At 44.6% G+C, this 13,436-nt stretch carries 9 protein-coding genes; 8 read left to right on the top strand and 1 reads right to left on the bottom strand.

The features are described 5' to 3' along the window. Window positions 1-160 precede the first annotated feature (160 nt). The 7 genes from ACED46_RS11705 (at window position 161) to purF (ending at window position 11,085) form a co-directional block, all read left to right on the top strand. Window positions 161-5,014 (top strand): FimV/HubP family polar landmark protein, encoded by a 4,854-nt coding sequence (locus tag ACED46_RS11705; protein WP_371721494.1) that lies wholly within the window; start codon window positions 161-163, stop codon window positions 5,012-5,014. 194 nt (window positions 5,015-5,208) lie between these two features. Next, window positions 5,209-6,003, top strand: a complete 795-nt coding sequence (gene truA / locus ACED46_RS11700; RefSeq protein ID WP_004734161.1) for a tRNA pseudouridine(38-40) synthase TruA — start codon at window positions 5,209-5,211, stop codon at window positions 6,001-6,003. Between the two features lie 176 nt (window positions 6,004-6,179). Then, on the top strand, window positions 6,180-7,106 hold the full coding sequence (gene accD, locus ACED46_RS11695; RefSeq protein ID WP_004734162.1) for an acetyl-CoA carboxylase, carboxyltransferase subunit beta: 927 nt from the start codon (window positions 6,180-6,182) through the stop codon (window positions 7,104-7,106). A gap of 42 nt (window positions 7,107-7,148) precedes the next feature. Further along, window positions 7,149-8,411: a bifunctional tetrahydrofolate synthase/dihydrofolate synthase gene (folC, locus tag ACED46_RS11690; protein WP_371721493.1), complete on the top strand. Its 1,263-nt coding sequence runs from the start codon at window positions 7,149-7,151 to the stop codon at window positions 8,409-8,411. Then, on the top strand, window positions 8,412-8,984 hold the full coding sequence (locus tag ACED46_RS11685) for an SPOR domain-containing protein (protein WP_017084069.1): 573 nt from the start codon (window positions 8,412-8,414) through the stop codon (window positions 8,982-8,984). Between the two features lie 61 nt (window positions 8,985-9,045). Further along, window positions 9,046-9,537, top strand: coding sequence for a CvpA family protein (locus ACED46_RS11680; RefSeq protein ID WP_004734165.1), 492 nt, complete (start codon window positions 9,046-9,048; stop codon window positions 9,535-9,537). Window positions 9,538-9,570: 33 nt separating this feature from the next. Continuing rightward, complete coding sequence (purF, locus tag ACED46_RS11675) at window positions 9,571-11,085, top strand: amidophosphoribosyltransferase (protein ID WP_371721492.1); 1,515 nt, start codon at window positions 9,571-9,573, stop codon at window positions 11,083-11,085. 100 nt (window positions 11,086-11,185) lie between these two features. On the opposite strand, the gene ACED46_RS11670 is transcribed toward purF, so the two are convergent. After that, the gene (locus ACED46_RS11670) at window positions 11,186-12,061 is read right to left on the bottom strand and encodes a LysR family transcriptional regulator (RefSeq protein ID WP_017062344.1); all 876 of its coding nucleotides are present in this window, start codon (window positions 12,059-12,061) and stop codon (window positions 11,186-11,188) included. A gap of 228 nt (window positions 12,062-12,289) precedes the next feature. On the opposite strand from ACED46_RS11670, the gene ACED46_RS11665 reads away from it, so the two are divergent. Then, window positions 12,290-13,393 carry a response regulator gene (locus ACED46_RS11665; RefSeq protein WP_102332530.1) on the top strand — a complete coding sequence of 368 codons (1,104 nt, stop codon included), beginning with the start codon at window positions 12,290-12,292 and terminating at the stop codon, window positions 13,391-13,393. Window positions 13,394-13,436: the final 43 nt, after the last annotated feature.

Raw genomic sequence — 13,436 nt, 5'->3', positions numbered from 1 at the left:
TAATCGATTAAAAATATTGTTAGTCAAATTGTGTGAAATTGCTGCGAATATTGTTGCTGCAACACATTTTTTGTTTTCATCTCTATAGTTTTACGTCATTTATCCGATATATTTAATAGATCATCACTTTTCCGAATTTAAGCACCTAGCTGAGCCTTTTATGTTTCAAATTTTCAAGCCGTGGTTAATGCCTTTTGCCTTTATCATTGCGACTCAGATTTCCGTTGTTCGTGCAGATTCCATTCGAGTTGTAGGGCCTAATGGCCAGATACAATCAGCGCCTACGTTTTCAGAACCACTTCAAAGAGCGCAATCAAATAGCGCTGAGCCTTCACGTTTCTATGGTCCAACTCGCGGCTCAGAAACATTGTGGTCTATTGCCTCAAAGTTACGCCCTGATAACTCCGTTTCAGTCCAACAAACTCTGTTGGCTATTTATCGCTTAAACCCACAAGCGTTTGAAAACCAGAATATCCATAGCCTGCTGCCTGCGAGCAATCTACGCGTGCCTTCTTTAGAGCAAGCACGTGCAAGCTCGACGCAGCAAGCTATCAACATCATGAACTCACATCTTGCTAAGCTTGATGCTCCTGCAAGTAAGCCTGTCGCTTCAAAACCCAAAGCGCCGAGTTCTGATGCAAAAAATGTTACTCCTGCTAAGCAAGTAAGCACTACTGAAACTGCTAAAAAGCCATTGTCTCCAACTCAATCATCTCTAGCTCAATCTGCACCAACCCAAGAGATGAACAAGTTAGAGAAGCAGCTAGAGCTTTCAGAAACTGAACTGCTGTCACTTGAAGAGAAAAATCACCAACTTCGTTTGATGTTATCGAATGTTCAATCGGAAGTGGATGAGCTAAAAACAGAGCTCAGTGATGAAGACCGCATTCGTAGCGAAGTGGAAAAGCTGCTTGATGAAGAGCGCAGAAAGAACGCCGAAATTGAAAAGATGGCACCAAGTGTCATGGACGAACTGTTATCGAATGGTTGGTTAGTGGCGGCTCTTGCGATTATTCCAGGTCTGCTCATTGGTTTGATCGTTGTGATGCTGTTAGGCCGTCGTTCTAAAAATGATGAGCAACAGCAGACGACTCAAGAACAACCGCTCCAGCCAGAACCAAGTACCGTTGCACCTATTACATTGGGCGACGAGATGGACGACCTTAACGAGCTGTCTTTAGATGATGACTTGTTTGGTACGGAAGATGACGCCAACAAGCTGTTTGACGATCAAGCGCTAGCCGAAGAGGATGATGTCTTTGCTGGTTTAGATGAATCTGATCTCGATTTCAATCTAGATGGTGAAGACGATGACCCATTTGCTAGCATTGGCGAAAACGGTGATTTAGACACCAACTTCGACGATCTAGATTTAGACAGCAGCAACGGCATTAGTGTTAATGGCGAAGAGAAAGCGCTTGGCCTTGAAGAGATGGAACGTGCGCTAGACAAAACAGCGGAAAGCGCCGTCGATACTGATGATGTCGACTTTGATCTTTCTGATGATAACGCAATGTCTGCTGATGACATTGAAGCTTTACTATCTCAAGAGTCTGAAACTGAAGATCTCGGTTCCAACGAGCTAGACCAATCTTTATTAGATGATCTGTTTGCTCTTGATGACGAAGATGACGACAGCTTCGATATTGATGCTCTGATTTCGGAAGAGCAAAGTGATTCGCCTTCTAGCACTGAAACACCAGCAAGCGATGATTTTGACATCGATGCGCTTATCTCTGAGCAACAAAGTGAGACTAAGCCTGTTGATTTGAGCAATGACGATTTTGATATTGATGCTCTAATCTCTGAACAACAGTCCCCTGAGCCAGCTTCACCGACAGCGAATGATGATATTGATGACATCTTTGCCCAAGTTGCTGCTCAGAACGATCAAGCGAATGACCCTTTCAACCTCGATAGCGACGATGAGATTGCCACTAACCTAAACAGTGGTTTGGCGTCTGATGATGATATCGAAAACATTCTGTCTCAGTTCGATAAGCCCATCGTAAATGAAGAACCTCAAGACAGCGTTGATCTGCTTGATGAGCAACTGGCAGGCGATGACGTAGACCTAAGTAACTCGACAGACCTTCTTGATGAGATGCTAGGGGACGATTCGGATGATGAGTCTGAAAGCGAACCTCTTGGCTTTGATTCTCTGTCTGAGCTTGAAGAGCTTTCTGGTTTATCGACCGATGATGACCTCAACATCGCAGAAGACAGCACGGAAACCTTGGATGAATTAATAGGTGACTCTGACGACGATGATTTCGAACTCGACGCCGAAAGTACCGACTTATTGGATGATTTCCTTGATAGTGAATTGTCAGATGATGAGCTTTTAGCGGATGCATCAAAATCAGAATCTCTAGACCCATTTGATGACTTACTGACAAGTGGCATTGAAGACGAGCTTGAATCTGAAGATAAGACGTTTGATAAAGAGTTAGACGCAGCCTTTGGTTTGGACAACGCCAATGAGGAGCCTGAAAAGGACTCAGACGTTGAGCTTACTCCGTTAACCTCTGAAGGTGAGCCTGAGCAAGATCCGGACATTAGTGAAACACTACAACCTGAAGTCGTTACTGATGAATCGTTAGATTCGGAACTGATTCAAGACAGCGCTGACGTTAAGCCAGAAAATGATGAAGCCTTTAATCGTGATGGTTTTATCGATGATTTGTTCGGTGTTGCACCAGCAACGGATGCTTTGCTTGATGATTCGCTAGAAACAACAGACGAAGCGTTGATTGATGAGTTAATGACTTCTGATGACAATGATTTGTTGTCAGCAATAGAAGAGCCTGTTGAACCATCAATTGAAAATACGGTTGAATCAGAGCAAGCGCCTCTTTCAAACAGCAACGAAGTATCAGCGCAAGAAACCGCATCATCGGTGGAGGATGATAAATTGGATATCGACTCGCTGTTATCTGAGAATTCTGATTTTGATAAACCAGATTTTGAAGAGCGAGTTCAAGAAGAAAGCGCACAACAAGAATCTGAGCCGAAAGGAACCGACGTCCAAGAACAGCGTGAAGACATTGCTGCTAGCTCTGAAGAGCAAGCTTCGCCATCCTCTTTAAATGATATCTCTGAAGATGATGAAGAGACGGTTGAAGACTGGCTAGCTGAGGCTATCGACGATGTAGAGTCGCCAGCTAACGTTACCTCTGATTTTGACTTTGAACCGAAAATCCAAGGTAGCGATCAGCTTGAAGATGTCGTTGAATCCTTGCCAGAGCCAGAGCCAGAGCCAGAGCCAGAGCCAGAGCCAGAGCGTGCTGCAAACATGCCAGAGATCATTCCAAATGAATTTGGTGTGCCAGAAGACGATGATTGGCTGATTGAAGATGAGGCGTCTGAACCAGAAGCATTAGCGGAAACTGACGTAACACCAGAGCTAGTGACACCTGTCGCTGAACCGAAAGTTGAAGCTACACCACAAGCGGAAGTAGCAGAACAAGCTGAAGTTCTAGGACAAGAAGGCGAAGAAGAATTCTCGTTTGATGACTTCGAATTGCCAGAGTTTAATGAAGAAGATGCACTAGCGGAAGCTGATGCTGAATCAACACCAGAACCAGTAACGCCAGCTATTGATGCTCAACCAAGTGTTGAGCCTCAAACTGAAGCCCAAGTTATAGCTCAGGCGCAAGACGACGAAGAGTTTTCGTTTGATGATTTCGACTTACCAGAGTTTAGTGAAGAAGACGCACTAGCGGAAGCTGATGCTGAATCAACAACAGAGCCAGCAACGCCTGCTATAGACTCTCAATCAAGTGTTGAATCGCAACCTACCGCTGAGCCTCAGTTAGATGCTGCACCACAAGTTGAAACTGCGAAACCAGAAAGCGAAGAAGAATTCTCGCTTGATGACTTCGAACTACCAGAGTTTGGTGAAGACGATGCGTTAGCGGAAGTGGTGAGTGAACCAGATGAAGCACAGTTAGAGCAAGACTTAGCGCCTGACACAGAGAAGTTCGAGTTCGATGACCTTGATCTTCCGGAGTACGATGAAGAAAGCGCAAAAGCAGACTCTGTTTTAGATGATATTGAGCAAAGCAATGCCGAGCCGGTGGCGGAAGCCCAAGGCGTAGAGTTCGATGAGTTTGATTTACCGGAATATGGTGAAGATGAAGCCATCTCTGATGCGTTTGCTGAGAAGCCAACACCACTGACTTCTTTCAGCCCACAAGGCGAAGAGCAAGATGCGTTGCATGATCTGTTCTCAAATCCGCAGAGCTATAGTCAGGCTGATGATTTCTCGAATGCTGAAGACTCTGAACCGGCTGGTTTTGCACAGCCAGAACAATCACTGAGCGCGGCTTCAGAGCCAAACTCAACGCCTGCAGCGGTTCAAGACGAGCCACTAGAAGGCTTTGATGACTTTGATGAGACAGCATTAGCTGAGTTGCTTTCTGAAGATGTTCAAGACTCTGTCGACAACATGTTCGATAAGCCATTGGACGCAACTTCGATTGATAGCGCAGGGTTAGATATTGACGCCATGCTTGAAGTCGGCGGCGAAGACTGGAAAGGCTTTAACCTAGCGCCAGAACAACAATCGAGCATGCATAATGATGTGCCTGATGACCAACAAGAGATTTGGGCATCGGCTGAACAGCAAGCTGAACCGAAAATCAAAGAAGAGAATTGGGCTGAACAAGACAATCTAACCGAATCAGGCAACAGTCGTGATAAGCAGTACATGACGATTGATGAGCTAATGGCTCAAGTCGAGCAAGAAGGTGAAGAAGTCATTAATCCAGACGATGAAGAGCTTAAACTGGATGTGGGTCTTAACGAATTCCCTGATGTTATCGGTGATATTGGCAATTATGATGTCGACAGCAATGCAGAAGCTGCGGGTAAGCTTGATTTGGCCAAAATCTACATCGAGATGAGTGACTCGCAAGGGGCAATTAAGCTTCTAGAAGAGGCAATCGTTGACGGCAGCGATGATATTCGTCGAGAGGCAAAAAATCTTATCGATACGTTAAACGGTCAATAAATTTACAAATCAGAAAGGGTAGCGTTGGCTACCCTTTATTTTAAGGCGATACAGAGCGCTATCGTTTCATTTGGTTTTTCAACAGCATCGTCTCGGTCGATGCTGATTGTTTATTGAAGTTTTAGCCCCATCCTATTTGGGCTAGCACTGATTTCCGTATATACTTCTCGCCCATTTTCAAAGAGAACAAGAACATGAAAATTGCTTTAGGTATTGAATATAACGGTACCCACTACTTTGGTTGGCAGCGCCAACGAGACGTGAAAAGTGTCCAAGAAGAATTGGAAAAGGCTCTTTCAGTTGTCGCGAATCACCCTGTAGAAGTTATGTGCGCAGGTCGTACAGATGCCGGTGTTCACGGTACGGGACAAGTCGTTCACTTTGAAACTAATGTCGATCGTAAAATGGTGGCATGGACAATGGGCGCGAATGCCAACATGCCAAAAGATATTGCGGTTCGTTGGGCGACAGAAGTGAATGAGGATTTCCATGCTCGTTTCTCGGCTACTGCCCGCCGTTATCGCTACATTATCTTTAACCATGCACTACGCCCAGGCATTTTGAATTCAGGTGTGAGCCATTATCATGGTCATCTTGATGAGAAAAAAATGCATGAAGCGGGTCAGTACTTACTTGGTGAGAATGACTTCACTTCGTTCAGGGCAACACACTGTCAATCTCGTAGCCCATGGAGAAACATGATTCACTTGAACGTGACTCGTCATGGACACTACATTGTGATCGATATTAAAGCGAATGCGTTTGTTCACCACATGGTGAGGAATATTACGGGTAGCCTTATTGCCGTAGGTAAAGGTGAGCAGAAACCAGAGTGGATCCAGTGGCTTTTAGAAGCTAAAGATCGAAAAGTAGCCGGCGCAACTGCAAAAGCGGAAGGTTTGTATCTGGTGGATGTTGATTATCCTGAACATTTTGAGCTACCACGAGAGCCGATTGGTCCTCTATTTTTACCGGATAATTTGAACTAAATGTGAGACTTAGGTTCAAAAATTATTACGGTTTAGTGCGTAAGATAGTCCCAGAAAATAGGTACAACCAGTTTTTTATCTACAGTCGCTGTTTTATGTGCTTTAATTCCCACGCATAATTCCCAAATTTATTTCTTTCGCAATCAAGCGGAAGAATCGAAACAAAAAGGTCTTCCATGAGTTGGCTTGAAAAGATTTTAGAAAAAAGCAACATCGTAACATCTCGTAAAGCGTCTATCCCTGAGGGTGTTTGGACGAAATGTACTTCTTGTGAGCAGGTTCTGTACCATGCTGAACTAGAGCGTAACCTAGAAGTATGTCCAAAATGTGACCATCACATGCGCATGAAAGCACGTCGCCGTCTGGATACATTCCTAGACAAAGGTGAGCGCGTTGAACTAGGTGCTGATCTTGAGCCACAAGACAAACTGAAGTTTAAAGACTCTAAGCGTTACAAAGAACGTATCTCTACTGCTCAAAAGAACAGTGGTGAAACTGACGCTCTGATCGCAATGAAAGGTGAACTGCTAGGTTTACCAATCGTAGCGTGTGCTTTTGAATTCTCATTTATGGGTGGTTCAATGGGCTCTGTTGTTGGTGCTCGTTTTGTGAAAGCGGTAGATGCGGCTATTGAGAACAACTGTGGTTTAGTTTGTTTCTCTGCAAGTGGTGGTGCTCGTATGCAAGAGGCATTGATGTCTCTAATGCAAATGGCAAAAACCAGTGCTGCTCTAGAGCGTTTATCTGCGAAAGGCCTACCGTTTGTTTCAGTAATGACTGATCCAACAATGGGTGGTGTTTCTGCGAGTTTGGCAATGCTTGGTGATATCAACATCGGTGAGCCAAAAGCGCTTATCGGTTTTGCTGGACGTCGTGTAATCGAACAAACTGTACGTGAAGACCTTCCTGAAGGTTTCCAACGCAGTGAGTTCCTACTAGACCACGGCGCTATCGACATGATCGTTGACCGTCGTGAGATGCGTCAGCGAGTTGCAAGCCTTGTTGCTAAAATGACCAACCAGCCTTCACCATTAGTAGTTTCTGTGAACGATTCACCGAATGAAGCTACTTATGAAGTACCAGAAGCGCCAGAAAAAGGGTAAAGTACCTTCTAACAAACCTACTTAATCATGGTTATGAGTTAGATGAGTCAACAACCTATTCCTCAAGCCACATCCTCTTTGGAGATGTGGCTTGATTATTTATCAAACATCCACACAAGCGCTATTGATCTTGGATTAGACCGAGTTCAGGCCGTCGCCTCTAAGGCAAACCTCACCAAACCTGCTCAACACGTTATTACTGTTGCCGGAACTAATGGCAAAGGCTCAACGTGTGCACTAATGGAAGCTATTCTGTTGGATGCTGGTTACTCAGTTGGTGTCTACAGTTCTCCTCACTTAATTCGCTATAACGAACGTGTTCGTATTAACGGCCAAGATCTATCTGATGAAAAGATGGTTCAGTCTTTCAATTTCATTGAGAAAGAGCGCGGTGAGATCAGCCTTAGCTTTTTCGAATATGGGACTTTAGCGGCGTTACGTGCTTTTCAAACTGAAGCGGTTGATGTTGTGTTATTAGAAGTGGGTCTAGGTGGACGCCTAGATGCGACGAATATCGTTGAGCATGATGTTTCTGTGATTACCAGTTTGGCTGTCGACCATGTTGATTGGCTAGGTGATGACATCAATGTGATTGGTTTTGAGAAAGCCGGTATTTATCGTAGCGGTAAGCCAGCTATCTGTGGTCAACCTAAACCACCAGCTACGGTTGATGCTCATGCTGATGACATTAAGGCTGAGTTCTATCAGGTGGGTATTCAATACACTTATGATGTAGACGGCGATACGTGGAACTGGCGTAGTGGGGCATTCCAACTAGAATCACTGCCTATTCCAAGCCTGCCGCTACCTAACGCAGCAACAGCATTGATGGCATTAGGTACTTCAGAACTTAGCATTAGCGATGTGAACATCGTTAATGGCATGAAGAACGCACAGCTACCTGGGCGTATGCAGAAAATTAGCGAACAACCCGTGATTGTGCTTGATGTTGCGCACAACCCGCATTCGGCTGAATACTTTGCGCAGCAAGTAACAAAGAAGTATGCAGGCAAAAATTTACACGTTGTAGTCGCCATGCTTCATGACAAAGATATCCCTGCGACATTGGAAGTATTAGCACCAATCACAACACATTGGTACCCAGCTTCGCTGAACGGCCCACGAGCCGCAACAGCTGCTGAATTGTGTCAAAGCCTACCTCAAGGCGTAGAGCAGCATTCAAACCCTGTAGCAGCGTTTGAAGCGGCTTTAGCTTCTGTTAAAGGTGACGATGTTGTACTGGTGGTCGGTTCTTTCCATACTGTGGGTGAAGTATTGGAGCATTGGCAGAAAAAAGGAAACTAAATGGCAAGTAAATTCCAAAGCCGATTAGTCGGTACCATCATTTTAGTGGCCATTGGTGTGATTGTATTGCCCGATGTGCTGGATGGTAAGAAGCTCCACTATAAAGAAGAGTTTGCAAGCATTCCGATTAAGCCAGAGCTTGATAGTAATGTAGAAGTTTTTGAAGTACTCGACCCTGTTGAAGATCAGATTGCACTGCCGGATTCTCCGGTTGAGCGAGTGGTTGAAAGTGGTGTTGATAATTCAGATAAGCAAACTGCGTCGGCTTCCAGTAACAAAGAAGCGGATAAAGTGGCAGTGGTGGTTAAGCCAGTACCGGAAAAAAATGAATACCAAGACAGTGCTTGGATTATTCAATTGATGGCTTTGAAGAATGCTGACAACGCAAAAAACGTTGTTAAGGATTTACAAAAGCGTGGTTACCAGGCTCACACCAAGCAAGAAAAAACGTTTACGCGAGTAATTATTGGCCCGGATGTCTCTAAATCCAAACTTGAGCGACAAATTAAGGAATTAGAAAAAATTACGGGTTCAAAAGGCCAATTGCTCAAATTTAAACCGTTAAATCCATAAGAAAACGTTTGCGTCAGCATTTTTTCTGTTAAAATGCGCGCCAACTTAAGATGAAGAATTCATGAATTGGTTAGATTTTGTCATTTTAGGCGTGATCGGCTTCTCTGCCGTGATCAGTTTAGTTCGCGGTTTCGCTAAAGAAGCGTTATCACTTGTTATTTGGTTTGGAGCATTTTTTATTGCTAGCCAGTACTACGCTAAATTAGCCATGTACTTCACCAATATCGAAGATGAGATGTTTCGAAACGGAACTGCGATAGCAGCATTATTTGTTGCAACGTTAGTTGTCGGTGCCTTAGTTAACTATGTCATCGGTCAGCTAGTTCAGAAAACAGGCCTGTCGGGTACAGACAGAATCCTCGGTGTCGTCTTTGGCGGCTTACGTGGTGTTCTGATTGTCTCTGCAGTGTTGTTTTTCATGGATGCGTTTACTGCATTCCCAAGTTCTGAGTGGTGGGAGAATTCGCAGTTGGTTCCGGAGTTTAGCCGAATCATTGCGCCGTTCTTTGAGCATTTACAAGCAACATCTAGTTTCTTATCTGGCGCGCTTTAGCGCCAGTTAATGTCGAAAATCGAGGATTAGGACATGTGTGGTATTGTTGGAATCGTGGGTTCAACACCTGTAAACCAGTCTATTTATGACGCTTTAACGGTATTGCAGCATCGTGGCCAAGATGCCGCTGGTATTTGTACCATAGAAAGCAATCGTTTCCGTCTGCGTAAGGCGAACGGTTTAGTTAAAGATGTTTTTGAAGCAAAACACATGCAACGCCTCCAAGGTAACGTGGGTATTGGTCATGTTCGTTATCCTACAGCGGGAAGCTCGAGTGCTTCTGAAGCGCAGCCTTTCTACGTAAACTCTCCTTTTGGTATCACGTTGGCGCACAACGGCAACCTAACGAATGCAAGTGAAGTTCGTGAGAAGTTGTTCGAAAAAGACCGTCGTCATGTCAACACAACCTCTGATTCTGAAGTTCTACTGAACGTATTGGCTCATGAAATCGATACTGTTAAAGGTAATGTGACTTCAGAAGATGTGTTCCGCGCCGTTGCAAACGTGCACCGTATTATTCGTGGTGCTTACGCCGTAACGGCGATGATCATCGGCCACGGTATGATCGCATTCCGTGACCCACATGGTATTCGTCCATTGTGTCTTGGTAAGCGTGAAGTTCAAGGTAAAACAGAGTACATGGTTGCGTCTGAATCGGTAGCACTCGATGCTGTTGGTTTCGACTTCATGCGCGACGTAGCACCAGGTGAAGCTATCTACGCAACGTTTGACGGTGAGCTTTTCACTAAGCAATGTGCAGACAACCCACAACTAAACCCATGTATCTTTGAGTTTGTATACTTTGCACGCCCAGATTCATTCATCGACAAAATCTCGGTTTACAGCGCACGCGTTGAGATGGGTGAGATGCTTGGTATGCGTATTAAAGAAGAGTACGCAGACTTAGACATTGATGTAGTTATTCCAATCCCTGAAACATCAAACGATATTGCGCTACGAATCGCTCAAGCGATCAATAAGCCATACCGTCAAGGTTTCGTGAAAAACCGCTATGTTGGCCGCACATTCATCATGCCAGGTCAGCAACAACGTAAGAAGTCGGTTCGCCGTAAGCTCAACGCAATTCGCTCTGAGTTTAAAGGTAAGAACGTTCTTCTGGTTGACGATTCTATCGTTCGCGGCACAACATCAGAGCAGATCATTGAGATGGCTCGTGATTCTGGCGCAAATAAGGTCTTCATGGTTTCAGCTGCTCCAGAGGTTCGCTTCCCTAACGTTTACGGCATTGATATGCCGAGCGCGACAGAGTTGATTGCTCATGGTCGTGATAACGAAACGATTTGTAAGCAGATTGGCGCAGACGCCTTGATTTTCCAAACGCTACCAGATCTGATTTCTGCAGTGGGCATGGGCAATCAAGACATCTCTCGTTTTGATACTTCTGTATTTAACGGCGAGTATGTAACGGGCGATATCGACCAAGTGTACCTAGATTTCCTAGACTCTTTGCGTAATGACGACTCAAAGGTTCAGCGTGAGATTCAACAAGATCTTGCTAACTTAGAGTTACACAACGAAGGCGCTTAACTAGCGTTTCGTTAGTCATACAGAGTTTCGCTAGCGATACAGAAAATAAAAAACCAGAGCATCGGCTCTGGTTTTTTGTTTATAGAGAAGGGGATTGACCTTAATGAATGTGGTATGCGATCACAAAATCAATAAACAATCTCACTTTCTCTGGTAGATGGTCTTTGTGGTTATAAAGCATGTAAATATCACGAGGGTTAGCGCTCCAGTCTTCTAAGACTTGCACTAAGCTGCCATCTTCAATGTATTCACGAATCATCACGTCAGGCATCAGGGTGATACCTAGGCCTTCTGAGCACGCTTGTCTTACGACATTAAGCGCATTGGCGTTGAAACGGCCTTTCTCGCTATTCACCACCGTCTCTTCATTCGAATTACTCAGCTGCCACTTAATCAGCGGGTAGCCTTTGAGTAGCGAATGGTTCGCTAGCTCTTCAGCATGGCTTGGAGCTGGGTTCTTCGCTAAGTACTCAGGGCTCGCGATAAGAATATCTTTGACTTCACTGATTTTTCGAGCGATTAGGCTTGAATCACGCTGAGGGCCGACTCGGAAAATTACGTCCCACTCCGTTGGATCCAGCTGATCCGCTTGGTTGTTCATCATCAGCTCAATATTGATATCAGGGTATTGAATCATGAATTCACTGAACATTGGCATCATCATGCGCTTGGTCAGGTTTGAGGGTGCCGTAATACGAATCTTACCGGAAGCGCCTTTGCACACGTCAGTTAACTCTTCTGCAGTAGAAGAGAGACGTTGCAACAGCGGAGAGCATTCATTGAAGAAACGTTCGCCTGCCTCTGTTAAAGAAAGTTTACGCGCGTGTCTATTGAGAAGCCTAAGGTTCAAAGAATCTTCTAAGGCTTGGATGCGTCGTGTGATGGTCGCAACCGGAATCATAGTCTTGCGCGATGTTGCGGTGTAGCTCCCATTTTCAACGACGAGTCGAAAGAGGTTTAAATCATCTAATTTCATAAATCCAGACACATTTGTTTACAATCTCATCTAATTTATACGTAACAGTGAGATCAATGTTTGCGTTACGTCAACTCGTTGCACTATTTACAAGTATTCCAACCCTCGTCACGAATTACCAGTAAAGAGTGCAAATTTGTGTATTTAGCATTTTATTACTAAGTTTTATATTAGTTCTTAGAACAGATAACAATAATAATTCGACTTAGTTTTGTGAGGTTATAGATTATGTACAAAACTCACAGTCAGCCAGTAATGACCTCGGCTCAGGAAGTAATTAACCAAAAATGCGTGATGTTGGTTGATGATGATCCTATTTTTCGCCGTATAACCAGCGCGTACCTAGACAAGGTCGGTTATAAAGTGGTTGAGGCTGAAAATGGACTGGACGCTTTGCAGAAACTTAGAGACTCAGCGCCAGATTTAATTGTGTGTGACTTATCAATGCCAATACTTGATGGCATAGAGCTTGTGGAAGAGCTCAGTTTAGAGTACCCGTCACTGCCTATGATCGTTGTGTCTGGCACTGATGATATGTCTGACGTGGCGAAAGCCTTGCGATTTGGTATTAAAGACTTCTTGGCGAAGCCGTTAGAGGATCACCGTCACCTAGGAAGTGCGATTGCGAATACATTGACAGATTCGTTCGATAACATTTCAGACCAACGAGATTTTTCGAGCCAATGGTTCTGTGTGGATGATGGGGGAGAGATCCCTGAAGACCAAGAACTGCATTGGCACCTGAATTACCTTCAAGATAACCCAAGCGCAGCAAAAGACTTACTGCATGCGCTGCTTCCAGAGAAAGATACGCGACAAGGCTCATGGCGTTGCAGTTACCGGTTACTGCAATCAACAGAGATGATGCCACTTGTGTTTGACTATGCGTGGATGATGAACGGGCAGTTTGCTTTTTACCTCGTCGATTCATCGTCGTCTGATAATGGCGGCTCCGCGACAACATTGTTAGTGAGAGCGCTGTTCCACGATTACATAAGAAACAGAAAAGATTTTAATGTTGATCTCAAAGATATTGCTGAAATCTTAGAGAAGGGGATTCGTTGCTCTAAATGCTCCACCCCAGTGAATGCCTTGTTTGGTGTTGCTGACCTTGCCGAGGGAACCATCTCCATTTTGCCTGCGGGTCTAGACGGGCAATGGTCGAATGGTGAATTGAATCAATATATTGCAGCAGGTGAGCGCTTGGGTGAGAACTGCAAGAAGAACTTTATTACGCGGGACCTTCCGATCGAACAGGGCTGCCAACTGTCGTTGAGCCTACTTGGAGCGGCAAGTTTTAGTTTAGACATACACCAAGGGTCTACTGATTAACCCTATATTTCCTCGGTTTTTGTGAATAATTGATTAAGGTATA

This window comes from Vibrio sp. 1S139 (assembly GCF_041439475.1).
Classification (GTDB): domain Bacteria; phylum Pseudomonadota; class Gammaproteobacteria; order Enterobacterales; family Vibrionaceae; genus Vibrio; species Vibrio crassostreae_C.
The sequence above is the reverse complement of the archived record's forward strand: the minus strand, read 5'-3'. Positions and strand labels throughout refer to the sequence as shown.

Excerpts from the sequence above, each read along its gene's own strand:
- ACED46_RS11705 (WP_371721494.1), top strand. The coding sequence starts at position 161 with ATGTTTCAAATTTTCAAGCCGTGGTTAATGCCTTTTGCCTTTATCATT.
- truA (WP_004734161.1), top strand. The coding sequence starts at position 5,209 with ATGAAAATTGCTTTAGGTATTGAATATAACGGTACCCACTACTTTGGT.
- accD (WP_004734162.1), top strand. The coding sequence starts at position 6,180 with ATGAGTTGGCTTGAAAAGATTTTAGAAAAAAGCAACATCGTAACATCT.
- folC (WP_371721493.1), top strand. The coding sequence starts at position 7,149 with ATGAGTCAACAACCTATTCCTCAAGCCACATCCTCTTTGGAGATGTGG.
- ACED46_RS11685 (WP_017084069.1), top strand. The coding sequence starts at position 8,412 with ATGGCAAGTAAATTCCAAAGCCGATTAGTCGGTACCATCATTTTAGTG.
- ACED46_RS11680 (WP_004734165.1), top strand. The coding sequence starts at position 9,046 with ATGAATTGGTTAGATTTTGTCATTTTAGGCGTGATCGGCTTCTCTGCC.
- purF (WP_371721492.1), top strand. The coding sequence starts at position 9,571 with ATGTGTGGTATTGTTGGAATCGTGGGTTCAACACCTGTAAACCAGTCT.
- ACED46_RS11670 (WP_017062344.1), bottom strand. The coding sequence starts at position 12,061 with ATGAAATTAGATGATTTAAACCTCTTTCGACTCGTCGTTGAAAATGGG.
- ACED46_RS11665 (WP_102332530.1), top strand. The coding sequence starts at position 12,290 with ATGTACAAAACTCACAGTCAGCCAGTAATGACCTCGGCTCAGGAAGTA.